General features: G+C 72.5%; 14 protein-coding genes. 8 read left to right on the top strand and 6 right to left on the bottom strand.

Annotated features, from left to right (window positions below; genetic code table 11):
* Positions 1 to 129 precede the first annotated feature (129 nt).
* Positions 130 to 1,551: a cellulose binding domain-containing protein gene (locus ABZ854_RS34240; protein ID WP_361219082.1), complete on the bottom strand. Its 1,422-nt coding sequence runs from the start codon at positions 1,549 to 1,551 to the stop codon at positions 130 to 132.
* A 413-nt stretch (positions 1,552 to 1,964) separates the two neighbouring features.
* Here ABZ854_RS34240 and ABZ854_RS34235 point away from each other — a divergent pair, with 413 nt between their 5' ends.
* The 8 genes from ABZ854_RS34235 (at position 1,965) to ABZ854_RS34200 (ending at position 11,797) form a co-directional block, all read left to right on the top strand.
* Positions 1,965 to 3,476, top strand: coding sequence for an aldehyde dehydrogenase family protein (locus tag ABZ854_RS34235; protein WP_361219079.1), 1,512 nt, complete (start codon positions 1,965 to 1,967; stop codon positions 3,474 to 3,476).
* Between the two features lie 68 nt (positions 3,477 to 3,544).
* A complete protein-coding gene (locus tag ABZ854_RS34230) occupies positions 3,545 to 5,221 on the top strand; it encodes an ABC transporter substrate-binding protein (RefSeq protein WP_361219076.1) in 1,677 nt (558 codons plus the stop codon).
* Positions 5,218 to 6,153, top strand: coding sequence for an ABC transporter permease (locus ABZ854_RS34225; protein WP_361219073.1), 936 nt, complete (start codon positions 5,218 to 5,220; stop codon positions 6,151 to 6,153). Before ABZ854_RS34230 ends, ABZ854_RS34225 begins: the two co-directional genes overlap by 4 nt.
* A complete protein-coding gene (locus ABZ854_RS34220; protein WP_361219070.1) occupies positions 6,138 to 7,058 on the top strand; it encodes an ABC transporter permease in 921 nt (306 codons plus the stop codon). Before ABZ854_RS34225 ends, ABZ854_RS34220 begins: the two co-directional genes overlap by 16 nt.
* Positions 7,055 to 8,053, top strand: a complete 999-nt coding sequence (locus ABZ854_RS34215; RefSeq protein WP_361219067.1) for an ABC transporter ATP-binding protein — start codon at positions 7,055 to 7,057, stop codon at positions 8,051 to 8,053. Before ABZ854_RS34220 ends, ABZ854_RS34215 begins: the two co-directional genes overlap by 4 nt.
* Positions 8,050 to 8,880 carry an ATP-binding cassette domain-containing protein gene (locus tag ABZ854_RS34210; protein ID WP_361219064.1) on the top strand — a complete coding sequence of 277 codons (831 nt, stop codon included), beginning with the start codon at positions 8,050 to 8,052 and terminating at the stop codon, positions 8,878 to 8,880. Before ABZ854_RS34215 ends, ABZ854_RS34210 begins: the two co-directional genes overlap by 4 nt.
* Before the next feature lie 73 nt (positions 8,881 to 8,953).
* Positions 8,954 to 10,525 carry an NAD(P)/FAD-dependent oxidoreductase gene (locus ABZ854_RS34205; protein ID WP_361219061.1) on the top strand — a complete coding sequence of 524 codons (1,572 nt, stop codon included), beginning with the start codon at positions 8,954 to 8,956 and terminating at the stop codon, positions 10,523 to 10,525.
* Positions 10,526 to 10,558: 33 nt separating this feature from the next.
* Positions 10,559 to 11,797: an amidohydrolase family protein gene (locus ABZ854_RS34200; RefSeq protein WP_361219058.1), complete on the top strand. Its 1,239-nt coding sequence runs from the start codon at positions 10,559 to 10,561 to the stop codon at positions 11,795 to 11,797.
* 28 nt (positions 11,798 to 11,825) lie between these two features.
* On the opposite strand, the gene ABZ854_RS34195 is transcribed toward ABZ854_RS34200, so the two are convergent.
* The 5 genes from ABZ854_RS34195 to ABZ854_RS34175 form a co-directional block, all read right to left on the bottom strand.
* The gene (locus ABZ854_RS34195; protein ID WP_361219055.1) at positions 11,826 to 12,119 is read right to left on the bottom strand and encodes a hypothetical protein; all 294 of its coding nucleotides are present in this window, start codon (positions 12,117 to 12,119) and stop codon (positions 11,826 to 11,828) included.
* 107 nt (positions 12,120 to 12,226) lie between these two features.
* Positions 12,227 to 13,135, bottom strand: a complete 909-nt coding sequence (locus ABZ854_RS34190; RefSeq protein WP_361219052.1) for a DMT family transporter — start codon at positions 13,133 to 13,135, stop codon at positions 12,227 to 12,229.
* A 117-nt stretch (positions 13,136 to 13,252) separates the two neighbouring features.
* Positions 13,253 to 13,885 carry a TetR/AcrR family transcriptional regulator gene (locus ABZ854_RS34185; RefSeq protein WP_361219049.1) on the bottom strand — a complete coding sequence of 211 codons (633 nt, stop codon included), beginning with the start codon at positions 13,883 to 13,885 and terminating at the stop codon, positions 13,253 to 13,255.
* Between the two features lie 88 nt (positions 13,886 to 13,973).
* Entirely contained in the window at positions 13,974 to 15,098 is a 1,125-nt protein-coding gene (locus ABZ854_RS34180) for an FAD-dependent oxidoreductase (protein WP_361219046.1), read from the bottom strand.
* Entirely contained in the window at positions 15,082 to 16,338 is a 1,257-nt protein-coding gene (locus ABZ854_RS34175) for a Glu/Leu/Phe/Val dehydrogenase dimerization domain-containing protein (protein WP_361219044.1), read from the bottom strand. Before ABZ854_RS34175 ends, ABZ854_RS34180 begins: the two co-directional genes overlap by 17 nt.
* Positions 16,339 to 16,443 lie beyond the last annotated feature (105 nt).

Below are 16,443 nucleotides of genomic sequence, written 5' to 3'. Positions count from 1 at the left end.
AGCCGTCCCACTCTGAACCCGACCCACAGCAGGTAGGCGGGCGTTCCGGCGCATGAGAGGGCGACGGCGGCCAGGCGGAACCCGGACACGTCCAGCCCGGGTTCCGCGGCGCCCGTCCGCGGGCCCGTGTCAGCCCGTGGGCGCACAGGACGGGGACGGCAGCGACGCCGGCGCCTGTCCGCGCACCGTCATACCGAAGGTGGTGCTCGCCGAGGCGGCCAGGGCGCCGTTGTACGGGGCATTCGACGCGGTCACGGTGTTTCCCGACCGGGACAGGACGGTGCGCCAGCTGTCCGAGACCGTCAGCCCGTCCGGCCAGGTCCATGACGTCTTCCAGCCCCGGACGGCGGCGCCGCCGTTGTGCACGGTGACGTCGGCCGTGAAGCCGCCGGGCCACGACTTGGTGATCTTCATGTCGGCGCTGCACCCTGTGGCACCGGCCGCCTGGGGTGTGGGGGCCGGCGCGGCGGCGGGGGGAGTTCCGTTCGCCGTGGCGCTGGCGCTGGCGCTGGGGCTAGGGGCGGAGGGGGAGCCGGAACCGGAACCGGAGGAGCCGGCGGACGGAGCGGCCGGTGCGCCGCCCGTGCCGCCGCCGCTCGTGGTGTAGTCCACCCCGGTGTAGACGTTCGAGCACGGCGCGCAGCCGTCCGGCAGGGCGAAGGAGTACTCGCGGCCGCCGTTCAGCGGCTTGTCGTCCGCGTCCGTCACCCGGATCCGGTAGTGGCCGCCGGCGGCGGAGTCCGGCTGGATCTCGTACCGCTGCCCGTTGTCACCGGTCATGTTGCCCTGTTTCCAGGCGCTGCCGTCGAAGTACTCCACCCCGTGGATGCCGTTGGGCAGGTGTGTGATCAGGACGGGGGAGTAGTCCTTCTTGGCCCCGCGGGCGAAACCGATCTTGATGTCGCCGGAGTAGCCGGGGGCGGGGATGAACGACCAGTCGATCTCCCGGTTGTTCCACTTTCCCGCCTTCTCCAAATCGCCCAGCTGCTTGCCGTCGAGGGTGAACTGCGACAGGGAGGAGGTGGAGAGGTCCAGGTGGTCCTTGCTGGATCGGCACCACTCGTTGCCGTCGCCGCAACTGTCGGTGACGACGGCGTCCAGGGTCGCCCCGTTGACGTCGTCCGGCTTCCAGGTGCCGCCCTTGCAGATGCCGGCGCCGGGCGCCCCGGTGTTGGGGACGCTGCAGAAGGCGCTCAGCTTGATCCGCACCCAGCGTCCGCAGTTGAGGCCGTTGTCCCAGTCCCCCTTGATGTCGGCGCGGTCGGCCGGCACCGGGCGCGGCAGGTCGGCCGCGAACTTGCCCGGAGTGTTCCACACGTTGAGGGCGACGAAGTTCGTGCTCTCGATCTGCGCGGGCGGGATGCCGCATCCGCCGCCGTCCGGTGCCACCCCGTCGAAGTGGGTGGCGACGCCCGAGTGGGTCTCGGCGGCGTTGGCGGAGTCCGTGCCCGCGAAGTTCGCGATCAGCAGTCCGAGTCCGGACGCCGCGACGAGGCCGACGGCCGCGACCTTTCTCCTGGCCCTTTTCCTGGTCCTGAACAGTGTGAACACGTCAACTCCTGCGAGCGGGGGAGCCGATGAAGCGGGCGCCGGGCGAGGGGGCCCGGCGGAATCGGCTGGCGGTCTCCGACTGTGCCCGACGCCGGCTCCTCGCGAGCCGCGCTGCCTGTTGGTCTGCCCGAGCGGGCCGAAGCCCCGCACCATCGGCTGGGTCACCCCAAGGGAAAAACCCTGGTCCGCAACCCTCACCCATCCGGCAAGACTGGCTGCGAGCCCCCGTACGGGTGGCCGTGCACCCCCTACCGGCTGGCCGTGCGCGAACCGGAAGCTGATTCATGAATCAGTTAGAGACCATTCTATTGACTCACGGATCAGTAGCGACCTACCGTTCCAAACCAGTCAACGCGAGGTCCCACCACTCGCCGCCGCGCGCCCCAGCAGCCGCCCCATGAAGGAGCACGACCATGGGCTTTCCGGCCATGTCCCCCAGCAGAAGCCGCTTCGACACGGACCGACAGACTTTCTGGATCGGCGGCGCGTGGCGGGATCCCGCCGCCGGTCCCGACGGCCCGCGCAGCGCCGTCCTCGACCCCGCCGGCCGCGGTGTCGTGGGCCGGGTGCCGCAGGGCGACGCGGCCGACGTGTCCGCCGCCGTGGACGCGGCCCGGGCGGCGTTCCCCGCCTGGGCGGCCGCCGGCGTCGCCGACCGCCGGGCCCTCCTCACCGCGATCGCCGCCGGCATCACGAGCCGGGAGACGGACTTCGCCCGGCTGATCAGCGCCGAGATGGGCGCCCCGGTCGACAACGCCCTCGCCACGCAGACCCGCCTCGCGGCCGAGGTGTTCACCTCGTACGCCGAGATCCTCGACGGCCACGTGTGGGAGGAACGCATCGGCACCTCGCAGGTGGTCCAGGAACCGGTCGGCGTCGTAGCCGCCATCACCCCCTGGAACTACCCGCTGTACCTCATCGCGGCCAAGGTGGCCGCCGCCCTCGCCGCGGGCTGCACCGTGGTCCTCAAGCCGAGCGGCGACGCCCCGCTGAACGCCTTCCTCCTCGCCGAGGTCGTCGCCGAGGCGAGTGCGGAGGTGGGGGCACCGCCAGGAGTGTTCAACCTGGTCAGCGGGAGCGGCGGAACAGTCGGCGCCGCCCTGGTCTCGGCCCCCGGCGTCGACGCGGTGTCCTTCACCGGGTCCACCGAGGCCGGCCGCGCCGTCGCCGCGGCGGCCGCCGGCACCGTCAAGAGCGTGGGCCTGGAACTCGGCGGCAAGTCGGCCCGGGTCATCCTCGCCGACGAGCCGGACGGGCCCGAGGTCACCGGCCTCGACGAGGCGGTACGGCTCGCCCTCGCCGACGTCTTCTACAACACGGGGCAGACCTGCACGTCCTGTTCCCGGGTGCTCGTCCCCGACGCGCTGTACGACGAGGTGGTGCGCCTGGCCGAGCGCGAGGCCCGGAACTGGCGGCTGGGCGACCCCGCCCTGCCCGGCAACCACATCGGGCCCGTCGCGACGGCCGCGCAGTTCGACAGCGTGCTGGCCCACATCGACCGCGGCACCGCGGAGGGCGCCCGCCTGGTCACCGGCGGCAGGGCCACGCCCGGAGACGTCCCGCGCGAACTCGCGGACGGCCACTGGGTGCTGCCCACCGTCTTCGCCGACGTCACCGGGGACATGGCCATCGCCCGCGCGGAGATCTTCGGACCGGTGGTGTGCCTGATGCGCTACCGGGACGAGGAGGATGCCGTCCGCATCGCCAACGACTCGATCTACGGCCTGGCCGGAGCGGTGTGGTGCGCCGACCGGGCCCGCGCCGAACGGTTCGCCCGCCGGATCAGGACCGGCCTGGTCACGGTGAACGACGGGGAGTTCAACGTCCGTGCCCCTACCGGCGGTTACAAGCAGTCGGGCATCGGACGCGAGCTCGGCGCGCACGGTCTGCACCACTTCCTGGAAACGAAGACCATCCAATGGTGACGCGACAAGGGCGGCGCCCCGAGCCGGCCCGCCGTCCCTCGCCACGGCAGCTACCCGAGAGGACTCCGATGGCCGGCCCACCACCCCATCCCAGCCGGCGGCACGTGCTGATCGCCGGCACCGGCGGCACCGCCGCTCTCATGCTCAGCGGCTGCACGGGGGCGGCCACGGCCGCCCGCCCCGGCCCGCTCGCCGACGTCTCCGCCTGGGCCCCTGGGCCCGGCGATCCTGCGGGCGCCCGGCGCCACGGCACGGTCGTCACGGCCTGGTCGAACGAGGCCCAGTCGTACGACCCGGCCGTGGGCTGGGACCTGCACAGCTGGGAAGCGATCTCCACGGTCCTGTACGCCCCGCTCTACCAGTACGCCCGGCAGTTCGACGGCCCCGCCCCGCACGCGGCCGCGCGGATGCCCCACATATCGGCCGACCGCCGGGTCTACACCATCCCGCTCCGGCGCGGCGTGAAGTTCCACAACGGCCGGCCCGTGACCGCACAGGACTACGTCGACACCTGGACCCGGCTGATGGACCCGGAGCTGGCGTCCTGGGCGGCGAGCTACCTCTTCGGCATCGACGGGGCGGAGGCGGTCAACGCCAAGAAGGCCAAGCGGATCCGTGGGCTGCGCGCCCTGGACCCGTACACCCTGCGCGTCCACCTCAGGGAACCCGACGTCCTCTTCCCCGCGCTGCTGTGCCAGCCGTACACCGCTGCCCTGCCCGGCGAGGAGATCCGCCGCCTCGGGTCCGGCTTCGGCCGCACCCCGGTGGGCAACGGCCCGTTCCGCATCACCGAGTACGACAGCAAGCGCCGGCGGGCCGTCTTCCGGGCGTTCGACGACTACTTCTGGCGCGGTACCCCGCTCATCGACACCCTCGAATACCGCTGGGGCATCGACTACCCGCTGCAGAGCCTCCAGCTGGGCGGCGGCCGGGTCGACGTCCTCGGCGAGGGCCTGGTGGCCAGCCAGGCCGCCAAGTTCACCGCGGACCCCTCGACCCGGGAACGCTACGTGCAGCCCGTCCCGGTGCTCGGCACCCAGTGGATCACCCTGAACACCAAACGCCGCCGGGAACTGCGCGACGTCCGCGTACGGCAGGCCCTGAACTGGGCCGTCGACCGGGAGCAGCTCATGCGCCTGTCCTTCGGCCTCTCCGAACCCTGGGGCTGTCCCTTCCCCGAAAAACTCGTCCACTACACCCGGACCGCCAAGCCCTACACCTACGACCCCGACCGCGCGAAAGCGCTGCTGCGAGAAGCGGGCGTCACCCGGCTCCGCCTCGAATTCATGCACGGCACCCGGGACCCGTGGCCGCTGCTGGGCCAGGTCCTGCAGCAGCAACTGGAGGCGGTGGGCGTGGAGATCACCCTCAACGCCATGAGCCAGGCGGCGTTCGACCTCGCCTCCTCCAAGGGCGAGGGCGACATCTACGGCACACAGATGTACGTCACCCTCGGCAGCGGCATCGAACTGGCCTCGACCTGCTTCACCTCCGACGCCGCCCAGAACTACACCGGCTACGCCAACAAGCGGGTGGACCGCCTCGTCGCCAAGGCGCGCACCGCGCCCACGATCGAGGCGTCCAACGTGTACCTGGCGAGCGCCGAGGAGGAACTCGTGCGGGACTCCGCCGCCGTCTTCATCGGCAACATGAACTTCCTGGCCGCCCGCGCCCCGAAGATCCACAACTACCAGATGCGCGGCGAGACCGGCACCTACTACGACCGGCTGTGGGTGAAGGCATGAGCACCGTCCCCGTCACTCCCCAACCCGCCGTCTCCGCGCCCGCGCCCGAGGCCGGCGTCCCCGGCCAGGCACCCGCCTCCGTCCGGTCCGCCGGACCGAGGGGCAGACGCCTCTGGCTCGCGGGCGTGTGCCTGCTCGGCGTGCTGGCGCTGCTCGCCGTGCTCGGCCCGCTCGCGGGATCGCCGTACACGATCCACACCGCCAGCCTCGACGCCAACGGACTGCCCGCCGGCGTCGGCAGCGGCGGGCACCTCCTCGGCACCGACTCCATCGGCCGCGACATGCTCGCCCGCTCCTTGTACGGACTGCGCGCCACACTGATCATCGCGCTCGTCGCCAACGTCACCTCCGTGGGCCTCGGCGCACTGGTCGGCCTGGTCGCCGGCTTCTACCAGGGCTGGCTCGGGCAGTGCCTGATGCGCCTGGTCGACGTGTTCCTGTCCATCCCGACCGTGCTCTCCGGCCTTGCGCTGGCCAGCATCGTCGGCCGCGGCACGACCGGCATCATCGTCGTCGTGACCGCCCTGTACTGGGCCTGGACCGCCCGCCTCGTGCACGGCGAGACCGTACGGCTGCGCAACCGCGGCTACGTGGAGGCCGCCCTCGCCCACGGCGTCAGCCGGCACACCGCGCTGCGCCGCCACGTCCTCCCGCACCTGTCCACGCTGCTGCTCAACGTGGCGGCCCTCAACGGCGCGGCCGTCGTCGTGGTCGGCGCCGGGCTCTCCTACCTCGGCGCCGGCATCCAGCCGCCGACCCCCGAACTCGGCAACATGCTCGCGGACGGCTCGGACAGCATGACCTACGCCCCGCACACCCTGATCGTCCCCCTCGTGCTCATCATCGCGACCGTCCTGGCCTTCGTCCTGATCGCCGAGGGACTCAACCGCCGCAATCCTCTCTCGGAGCGACGCTCATGGCTCGACGCATAGGCATCCGCATCCTGCTGGGCGCGTTCACCGTGACCGCCGTGGTGCTGCTGACCTTCGTACTGCAGTACGTCGTCCCCGGCGACCCCGCCCGCAGCATCGCCGGCCCCAAGGCCAGCCCCGAGGTGCTGCACCAGATCAGGGAGCGCCTCCGGCTCGACGACCCCCTGTGGTCCCAACTGGCGCACTACCTCGGCTCCGTGGCGCGGGGCGACCTCGGCACCTCCTACTCCCACGACCGCCCGGTGCTGTCGATGATCCTGGAACGACTGCCGGCGACGGCCGCGCTCGCCGGCGCCGCCCTCGTGGTGGAGGTCGTCCTCGGCGGACTGTGGGGCCTGTGGGAGGCACTGCGCCCACGGCGCAGCTGGCTGCTGGCCACCGTCAACGTCGGCCTGCTGTCGATGCCGGTGTTCTCGCTCGGCTTCCTGCTGCTGCTCGCCCTCGGCTACAAGCTGCCCCTCTTCCCCATCGACGGCGGGACCGGGGCCGCGCAGATCGTCCTGCCCGCCCTGACGCTCGGCCTGCTGGGCGCCCCCTACTACGCGAACGTGGTGCGGGACAGCACCCGCGAGGCGCTCTCCTCCGCCTACGTGCGCACCGCCGTCGCCAAGGGACTCTCCCGCAGGCGCATCGTCGTCACGCACGTCCTGCGCAACACAGCCTCCCCGGTGACCACGCTGCTGGGCATGGACGTCGCCGTGTTCCTGTCCGGTGTCGTCTTCGTGGAGACGATCTTCGGCTGGCCGGGCATCGGCCAGATGCAGACCGAGGCGTTCGCCGCCCTCGACCGTCCGCTGCTCACCGGGACGGTGATCGTCGCCGCGACCCTGGTGGTGACGGCCAACCTACTGGTGGACCTGATCAGGACCGTCATCGACCCCCGAGCCGCATCGGAGACGCTGTGACCGCCCCTACGCAAAGCGCCACCGCCCGGTGTCTGGGCAGCGACGTCACGATCGACGGCCTGACCGTCGCCTACGGCGAACACGTCGCCCTGCGGGACGTCTCGTTCACCGTGCCCGCCGGCACCACCACCGCCCTGGTCGGCGAATCCGGCTCCGGCAAGTCCACCCTCGCGCTCGCCGCCGGCCGCATCCTGCCGGCCGGAGCCCGCATCACCGGCGGCACCGTCCGCGTCGGCGAGGTCGAACTGACCGCGCTCACCGGGCGGGAACTGCGCGCGGCCCGCGGCCGCACCGCCGCCTACCTCGCCCAGGACGCCTCCGCCGCCCTCAACCCCGTCGTCCGGGTGGGCCGCCAGATCGCCGAGGTCTACCAGGTACGGGACGGCGCGAGCCGGGCCGAGGCCGGCCGGCTCGCCCGGCAGGCCCTGGCCGACGTCGGCATCCCCGACCCCGACCGCGTCGCCCGGCTCTATCCGCACGCCCTGTCCGGCGGCATGCGCCAGCGCGTCATCATCGCCATGGCGCTCGCCTTCCACCCGCAACTGCTCATCGCCGACGAGCCGACCACCGCGCTCGACGTCACCGTGCAGGCGGAGATCCTCGGCCTGGTCAGCCGGCTCCAGCAGGAGTACGGGCTCACCGTCGTCTGGATCACGCACGACCTCTCCGTCGTCGCCGAGATCGCCGACCACGTCGCCGTGCTCTACGGCGGTCGGCTGGTCGAGCACTCCGACGTGCTCACCCTCTTCGAAGGCGCCCGCCACCCCTACAGCCAGGCACTGCTCACCTGCTTCCGCAGCGGCCGGGACGCGGCACCCAAGACCCCCTTCACCACCATCACCGGCAGCCCGCCCGTCGGCGGAACGCCCCCCGGCTGCCCCTTCCACCCCCGCTGCCCGGACGCCGACGCCCGCTGCGGCACCGACCTGCCCGAGCCGATCATGCTGTCGGACGAGCACACCGCCGCCTGCCACCGACTGGAGGAGACCCCATGAACGGAGCAGTCCCCGCCGCCTGCGACGTCCGCGCCGTTCCCACCCCGGTGCCGCTGCTGGAGGCGACCGGCATCACCAAGCGCTTCGGCCGGCACACCGCGCTGGACGCGGTCGACCTGCGCATCGAACAGGGCCGCACCGTCAGCATCGTGGGGGAGTCCGGGTCGGGGAAGTCCACTCTCGCCCGCGTCCTCATCGGCCTGGAGCGGGCCGACGCGGGCACCGTGCACTTCCAAGGCGAGCCGGTCCGCGGCCGCCGCACCCGGCAGCGGTTCCGGCGCAGCGTCGGCATGGTCTTTCAGGACCCCTACGAGTCGATCGACCCGCGCCTGACGATCGGCGAGGTCGTCGCGGAACCGCTGCGCGCCCACGGACTGTACGGGGACGGCGGGCGGGAGCGGGTGCGGGACCTGCTGGACTCCGTCGGCATGGAGGGCGTCGACCAGGACGCTTACCCGCACCGGTTCTCCGGCGGGCAGCGCCAGCGGGTGTGCATCGCGCGCGCCCTGGCCACCGACCCCGGACTCGTCGTCTGCGACGAACCCACCTCCGCGCTCGACGTCTCCGTGCAGGCCCAGATCCTCAACCTGCTGCTGGACCTGCAACGGCGTCGCGGGCTGGCCTACCTGTTCATCACGCACGACCTCGACGTGGTCCGCCGGATCAGCGACGAGGTGAGCGTGCTGCTGCGCGGCACGGTCGTCGAGCACGGCAGCGCGGAGCAGATCACCCGCGACCCCCGGCACGACTACACGCGCCGGCTCCTCGACGCCGTCCCCGCCGCCTCCCCCCGCGAACGCCGCATCGGGGCGGCGCCGCGACCCTGAAACCCAGACCCCCAGTCCTTCCCCCTCTCATTCTTCTTGACTTGCGAGTCAGTCAACTTCCAAGGTGTGTGTCATGTCTGAAGCATCCAAGGTCACCCAGGACGTCTACGACGTCGTCATCGTCGGCGGTGGTCACAACGGACTCGTCGCCGCCGCCTATCTCGCCCGCGCCGGGCGCTCCGTGCTCGTGCTGGAACGCCTCGGCGTCACCGGCGGGGCAGCGGTGTCCACGCGCGCCTTCGCGGGGTTCGACGCCCGGCTGTCCCGCTACTCCTACCTCGTCTCGCTGCTCCCGTCGAAGATCGTCGACGATCTCGGGCTGCGCTTCGCGGTCCGCAAGCGCTCCGTGTCCTCCTACACGCCCACCACGCGCGACGGCCGGGACACCGGCCTGTTCGTCGGCGGCGGGGAGGAGCGCACCCGTGCCTCCTTCCGGCAGCTGACCGGCTCCGACGCCGAGTACGAGGCGTGGCGGGAGTTCTACGACATGACCGCGCGCGTGGGACGCAGCGTCTTCCCCACGCTCACCGAGCCGCTGCCCAGCCGCGCCGGGCTGCGTGAGCGGATCGGCGACGACACCGCCTGGCACACGCTCTTCGAGCAGCCGCTCGGCGCCACCATCGAGGAGCGGTTCCGCGACGACCTCGTACGCGGCGTGGTGCTGACCGACGGCCTCATCGGCACGTTCGCCGACGCGCACGACACCTCCCTCGCGCAGAACATCTGCTTCCTCTACCACGTCATCGGCGGCGGCACCGGCGACTGGGACGTCCCGGTCGGCGGCATGGGAGCCTTCACCGACGCCCTCGCCGGGGCGGCCCGCGCGGCGGGAGCCGAGATCGTCACCGGCCACGAGGTCCTGCGCATCGACCCCGACCAGCCGCACGCCGTCGTCACTTACCGCGACGGCGACCGCGAGACGACCGTGGCGGCACGCGACGTCCTGGTCAACGCCTCCCCCGAGACGCTGGCCGGCCTCCTCGGCGAACCCCCGGCCGAGCGGGCCGAGGGCGCCCAGATCAAGGTCAACATGCTGCTGCGCCGGCTGCCCAGGCTGCGGGACACCTCCGTCGACCCCCGCGAGGCGTTCGCCGGCACCTTCCACATCGCCGAGGGCTACGGCCAACTCGCCACCGCCTACCGGGAGGCCGCGGCCGGCGCGCTGCCCACGTCGCCGCCCTCGGAGATCTACTGCCACTCCCTGACGGACCCGACGATCCTCGGCCCCGAACTGGCCGGCAGCGGCTACCAGACGCTGACGATGTTCGGACTGCACGCGCCCGCCCGCCTGTTCGCCGAGGACAACGACGGGGCGCGCGACACCCTGCTCAAGGGCGCCCTTGAGCAGCTCGACGCGGTCCTCGCCGAGCCGATCGCCGACTGTCTGGCCGTCGACGAGGACGGCAGGCCCTGCATCGAGGCCAAGACGCCGCTGGACCTGGAGAAGGAACTGCGCCTGCCGCAAGGGAACATCTTCCACCGCGCGCTGGCCTTCCCGTTCGCCGACGAACCGGACGGCGTGGGCCGCTGGGGCGTGGAGACCTCCCACGCGAACGTGTTCCTGTGCGGCGCCGGTGCGGTGCGGGGCGGCGGCGTCAGCGGCATTCCCGGGCACAACGCGGCCATGGCCCTGCTCGAACGCTGACGCACACCCGGCAGACCTGTTGGAGGAGGACGCGTGACACTCGCACTGCGCTGTGCGCGGCTCGTCGACGTCGAGGCGGGCGCGTTCCTGCCCGACCCGACCGTCGTCGTGGAGGGGGAGCGGATCCGGTCCGTGCGCCCCGGAACGGACCCCGTCCCCGACGGCGTCGAGGTCCTCGACCTGGGCGACGCCACGCTCTGCCCCGGCCTGATCGACCTGCACACGCACCTGGTCGGCATCGCCGCGTGCGGGGACCCGGTCCAGGAGATCAAGCAGAGCGCCGCCCAGCAGGCGTTCGAGTCGATCGTGCACGCCCGTGACACCCTGCACGCCGGTTTCACGACGGTCCGGGACGTCGGAACCTACCGGGCGTTCGTGGACACCGCTCTGCGGGACGCCATCGACCAGGGCATCGTCCCCGGCCCCCGGATGGCCGTGGCGGGCGCGTACATCACGGTCTCCACCGGCGGTGGCATGATCACCGGGCTCGCCCCCGACATCGTCCTGCCCAGGGAGTTCCGCTTCGGTTCGGTGCGGGACGTGGACGACGTACGGGAGCGGGTCCGGGAGATCCTGCACGGCGGGGCGGACCTCATCAAGGTCATCGGTACCGGCGCGGTGATGGCGACGGGCACCGTCCCCGGCGCGCCGGAACTCACCGAGGCGCAGATCCGCGCCGCGGTGGAGGAGGCCGCGCTGTACGGGGCGTACGTCGCCGTCCACGCGCACGGCACCGAAGGCATCAAGAGGGCGGTCCGCGCGGGAGCCCGCTCCATCGAGCACGGCTGCTACCTCGACGACGAGGGCATCGACCTCATGCTGGAACACGGCACCTACCTGTCCGCCGACATCTGGTGGAGCGACTGGCTCCGCGAGCACGCGGACACCGCCGGCTTCGACGCCGAGACACGGGCGAAGAACGACGAGGCCACCGAGGCGCAGCGCACCGCGTTCACCAAGGCGGTCCGGGCCGGCGTGCGGATCGGGTTCGGCACGGACGCCGGGGGATTCCCGCACGGCCTGCAGACCCGGCAGCTCGCCACCCTGTGCGAGCACGGCATGACGCCGCTTCAGGCGCTGCGCGCGGCCACGCTCACCGGCGCCGAGTGCATGGGTTGGCAGGACCGCGTCGGCTCCGTCACCCCCGGGAAACTCGCCGACCTGATCGCCGTACCCGGCACGTCCGACGACCTGACGGCCTTCACCGACGTGCGTTTCGTGATGAAGGGCGGCCAGATCGTCAGGAACGAACTGCCGGGAACGCGCCTCTAGGCCAAGGCGAACGTCGCCTGATGCGGCCTTATCGCCAGCAGTAGCCGTAGTAGAAGCCGAGCGCGGCGACGGCATCCGGACCAAGCTCCGGATGCCGCGCGCTCATGGTGGCCTCAGCAGCCCGCGTTGCCGCCACCAGGTCCTCGCCCTGGAAGGGCAGCGCCAGCATCTCCGTCAGCAGCGCCTCAAGCTTCGGCCGCAGCTCTGCGACGACATCCCCGAATTCCTGTTCGAGCCTTTCGGGGTCCAGGTGCGGGAAGCCGAGAGGCTCGCGCGTGACGAACAGCCTCACGGCCCGGCTGAGCAGATCATCGACGGACACGAGCATGAGCCTGGCCCGCCCGTCAACTCCCGAAAAACACGCCCTGGCCGATGTGGGCGGAGCGCCTTCACCTCAACTGGTACCTGGCGTAGGCCGCTTCGGCAGAGTCATGCCGGAGACGCAGATCTGGCACGGTCCCCGGTGATGACGAGGTGCATGGCGACCAGGATCAGCAGGCCGCCCAGCACCGTGCGGGCCGTCGGCGGGACGCCGATGAGCATGCTGAAGGCGGCCACGAACAACGGCTCGCACGCCATGACGACGGCGGCCGTGGCGGCCGGCACCCGGGACTGCGCCCACGTCTGCACCGCGTACATGCCCAGCGTCGCCAGCAGGGTGGAGTAGGCGAGCCATCCCCAGCCGGCCCCTGTGTCCGGCAGGTCGAGACCGTCGGGGAGGGCCCATGCCGCCCCGATCACTCCCGAGCCCAGGATCTGCAGCGACGCCAGCCCGTAGACCTTGTTGGCCGACGCGTACGCGGACAGCAGGGCCATCTGCACCGAGTAGCACACCGCGCCCGCCAGGGTCAGCCACGTACCGGCGCCGAACGAGACGCCGTTGAACGAGATGACGGCAAGACCCGCCGTCGCCGCCGCCACGGCGCCCCAGACGGCCGGGGCGACCCGGGCCCCGAACAGCAGGCGTGCCACGAGCGGCGTGAGAACGACGAACAGGGAGGTCAGGAAGCCGGATTGGGACGCGGGAATGTGGTGCTGCCCCGCCACCTGGAGCATGGTCCCCGAGCCCAGACAGCAGGCCAGGGCCAGTCCGGCCAGGACGTGCCGGCGGCCGAGCGCCAGGATCGCCCGGGGCCTGACCGCCACCATGAGGACGCCGGCGGCGAGGAAGCGTACGGCGACGAGACTCGCCGTACCCATCTCGGGCAGCAGCCAGACCGTGGCGAGATAACTCCAGCCCCACACGGCGGTTGCGCCCGTCAGCGCGATGACGGCGACGCGCCGTCCCCGTGCCTTGTGCGCGGTGGCGGGATACGTCCCCGAGTCGACGGCGCTCACGGCACCCCCTGCGATGTGGGGCGCTGACGCCCGGACCGGACGCGATGGCACGCGTTCACGGGAAGCCTAATTACTGACTGGCCCGTCAGTCAACAAGAAACCCTGGCCCCGCGTGCTTCAGGCCCCCGCCGTACTCCGCGCCCGCCGCACTCCCAGCAGGTCCGCGGAGATGCCGAGCTGACCGGCCACGTGCTCGCGTACCCAGCGCTGGGCCTCCGCCTTCTCCAGCGCGCCGCGCCGGGCCACGAGCTGTACGGCGAGGCCGTCGAGGAAGAGGGTGATGCGCCAGGCCGCCGCCCGCGGGTCGACGCACCGGAACTCGCCGCTCGCGGCCCCCTCCTCGACCAGGGCCGTCATATGGGCCTTCCACTCGGCGTCCATCTGCTGCATGACGTCCTGGAGTCCCTGTTCGCGCATGCCCGCTGACCAGCCATCGATCCACAGCCGCCAGGACGGTGTCTGCCCGACCGGGGAGTAGAGCCGCAGCAGCGCCTTCATCCGGGCGACCGCGGTCGTCCGCCGGCCGACGGTCGTGCGCAGCGCCTCCATCTCGCGGCGGGCCGCGTGCGCGAACGCCTCCTCGACCAGCTGCTCCTTGGTCGCGAAGTGGTAGTGGACCAGTCCGCTGCTCACGTTCAACGCTCCGGCGACGTCGGCGACCCGGGTCGTCGCGATGCCCCGTTGCTTGATCTGCTCCACCGTCGCGTCGAGGATCTCCTCGCGCCTGAGAATGACCTGTTTGCGTGCCACGCCGACCACCTTAGCGCTCCTCCTGACTCGGCTGTCAGGAAGGGGCGGGCCGGCGGACCCCGCCCCTTCACGGCTGTACGACGGCGGGTCAGCGCGCCCGGCCCTCCGCGGTGTGCGCGCTCAGCCGGAACTGCTCAGGAGGCCGGGCGGCGCCCGTCACCAGGTCCGCCGTCAGTTCGCCGATGAGCGGCGCGAACTTCGCCCCGTGCCCCGAACAGGGGGAACAGACGACGAACGGGCCGACGCGGTCGAGGAGGAAGTCCTCGCTCGGCGTGAAGGTGAACAGACAGCTCGACTCGGACCGCGGCACCGGATCCAGACCGGGCAGCCACCGGCGGACGTACTCGCTCACCCGGGCCCGGGACGCGGCGGTGATCACGCCGTCCCGGCCGGCCGCCGTCGTCCGGCGGCCGCCGTAGTGCTCGCCGATCTTGCGGTCGTCGCCCGGCCCGCCGTCCCGTCCGCCGGCCAGGTGGTAGATGCCCGGTCCGTCCTCGTGCAGCACGCTGGGCCACGCCCGTGCGGCCGGGTCCAGCCGGGGGAAGTGGAAGGTGTCCTGCTGCGTGACGGTCAGCGGCGGCAGCGCGACCAGGCCGTCGAGCAGCCCGGCAGTCCAGGCGCCGCCCGCGACGACCACCTGCCGGGCGAGCAGCGTCGTACCGTCGGCGAGCACGACCCGCGCGCCGTCGCCGTCCGGGGCGAGGGAGCGGACCTCGGCGCCGTGCCGGACGACCGCGCCGAGGACGACGGCGGTGGCGAGGAACGCGGCCACCGCCGCCTCGGCGTCGACCGTGCCGCCCTGGGGGTGGTGCACGACGGGCCCCTCGAACCGCATGCCGGGCCAGCGGCGCTCCGCCTCCGCCGCGTCCAGCGTCTCGTGCGGTACGCCGGCGGCGGCGAGCTGCGCCGCGACCGACTCGGCGTACGCGCGCGTGCCGAAGTCCACGCTTCCGAGCATCCGCAGCAGGTGCGCGTCGGCCTGGAGTTCCAGCTCCCGCCACAGTTCGAAGGCCCGCCCGGTGAGCCGGGTGTAGAGGGGGTCATCGTAGCCGCGCCGTACGATCCGGGCGCTGCCGTGGGAGCTGCCGCGGCCGTGGCCGGGCCCGTACTGCTCCAGGAGCAGGACGGACAGCCCCCGGCGGGCCGCAGCCCAGGCCGTCGCGGCGCCCATCAGGCCGCCGCCGATGACGACGACGTCACTGCGCTCCGGCATCGTCGCCTCCTTCGAGCCGCTGGCGCGGCACCCGGCCGAACCGAGCGTCGATCTCCGCCAGCCGGTCGCCGACCGCGTCGAGGGCGGCGCGGCGCGGTGTGACGCCGAGCCGCTCCGACGCCTCCAGCATGTCGGTGGTCAGGCGGCGCATGGAGGTGCGCACCTTGGCGGCGGCCTGTTCGGCGTCGGCCTCGATGTCACCGAACAGCGTCCACCACCACCACGCGTTGGTGGCCGAGTTGGCCACGAAGTCCGGCAGGACGAGCACCCCGCGCGCGTGCAGCGCCGCCTCCGCGTCGGCGAGCGTGGGCATGTTGGCGGCCTCCGCGACGACCCGGGCCCTGATCCGGGACTGGTTGTCCGCGTCGATGCAGTACGACACGGCCGCCGGCACCAGGATCTCGCAGTCGAGGCCGAGCCAGGCGTCCCCGGGGGCCTCGGTGGCGCCCTCGCCCAGCTGCGTGCGGTCGATGCCGCCGAGCGGGTCGCGGGTCAGCAGCAGGCGTTCCACGTCCAGCCCGTCCGGGTTGACGATCGTCCCGTGGGCGTCGGCCAGGCCCACCACCCGCACTCCGGCGCGGGCGAGATAGCGAGCGGTGGCACCCCCCATCGACCCGAAGCCCTGGACCACCGCGCGGGCCGAACCGTGCGGCACGCCCAGGTGGTCCAGCGCCGTCAGCGCCGACTCCGCGACGCCGAGCCCGCCCACCAGTTCGGGCAGGGCCACTCCGTCCACGTCCAGGGCGAACGCGTCGGCCAGCCGGCGCCGCGCCCGTGCGGCGTCGTCCAGCAGCGGGTAGATGGCCTCGATGGAACTGTCCATACCGAGTTCCGTGATGACCTCGTCCAGGGTGTCCTGACGCAGCCCCAGGTCCTCGCCCGTGGTCCAGTGGTGGCGCAGCAGATACCGCACCGCCTCCAGGAAGCGGCCGAGCACGGCACGGGCCTCGGGGTCGTGCGGGCTGACGTCGATCCCGCCCTTGGCGCCGCCGAGCGGCACGTAGCGGTTGGCGGGGTCGTAGTGGAGCGCCTCCTTGCGGGTCATGCCGGCGGCCAGGCCGCGCACCTCGTCGAGGGTGCAGCCCTCGCGCATGCGCAGTCCGCCGCTGGCCACGCCCCGGACCAGCCGGTCGACGACGACGAAGCCCTGCCGTCCGGTGACCGGATCCGTCCAGATCACCTGAAGGTGCGGCGCGGCGGCGCCGGTCGAAGGAAGGGTGCTGAGGGTGCTGGCTGTCATGGCTCACCTCGGGGCAGGCACACGTCGCCGACGGTGCGTTCGATACGGGGACCTGGGCTGGGTCCTCTCCTCCGGATCATGCCGGGCCCGCGGGCCGGCCGGATC

It is taken from the genome of Streptomyces sp. NPDC047028 (assembly GCF_040644095.1).
Classification (GTDB): domain Bacteria; phylum Actinomycetota; class Actinomycetes; order Streptomycetales; family Streptomycetaceae; genus Streptomyces.
The sequence above is the reverse complement of the archived record's forward strand: the minus strand, read 5'-3'. Positions and strand labels throughout refer to the sequence as shown.

Bases quoted from the DNA above. Each gene is read 5' to 3' on its own strand.
- ABZ854_RS34220 (WP_361219070.1), top strand. From the start codon at position 6,138: ATGGCTCGACGCATAGGCATCCGCATCCTGCTGGGCGCGTTCACCGTG.
- ABZ854_RS34180 (WP_361219046.1), bottom strand. From the start codon at position 15,098: ATGCCGGAGCGCAGTGACGTCGTCGTCATCGGCGGCGGCCTGATGGGC.
- ABZ854_RS34205 (WP_361219061.1), top strand. From the start codon at position 8,954: ATGTCTGAAGCATCCAAGGTCACCCAGGACGTCTACGACGTCGTCATC.
- ABZ854_RS34235 (WP_361219079.1), top strand. From the start codon at position 1,965: ATGGGCTTTCCGGCCATGTCCCCCAGCAGAAGCCGCTTCGACACGGAC.
- ABZ854_RS34225 (WP_361219073.1), top strand. From the start codon at position 5,218: ATGAGCACCGTCCCCGTCACTCCCCAACCCGCCGTCTCCGCGCCCGCG.
- ABZ854_RS34175 (WP_361219044.1), bottom strand. From the start codon at position 16,338: ATGACAGCCAGCACCCTCAGCACCCTTCCTTCGACCGGCGCCGCCGCG.
- ABZ854_RS34230 (WP_361219076.1), top strand. From the start codon at position 3,545: ATGGCCGGCCCACCACCCCATCCCAGCCGGCGGCACGTGCTGATCGCC.
- ABZ854_RS34210 (WP_361219064.1), top strand. From the start codon at position 8,050: ATGAACGGAGCAGTCCCCGCCGCCTGCGACGTCCGCGCCGTTCCCACC.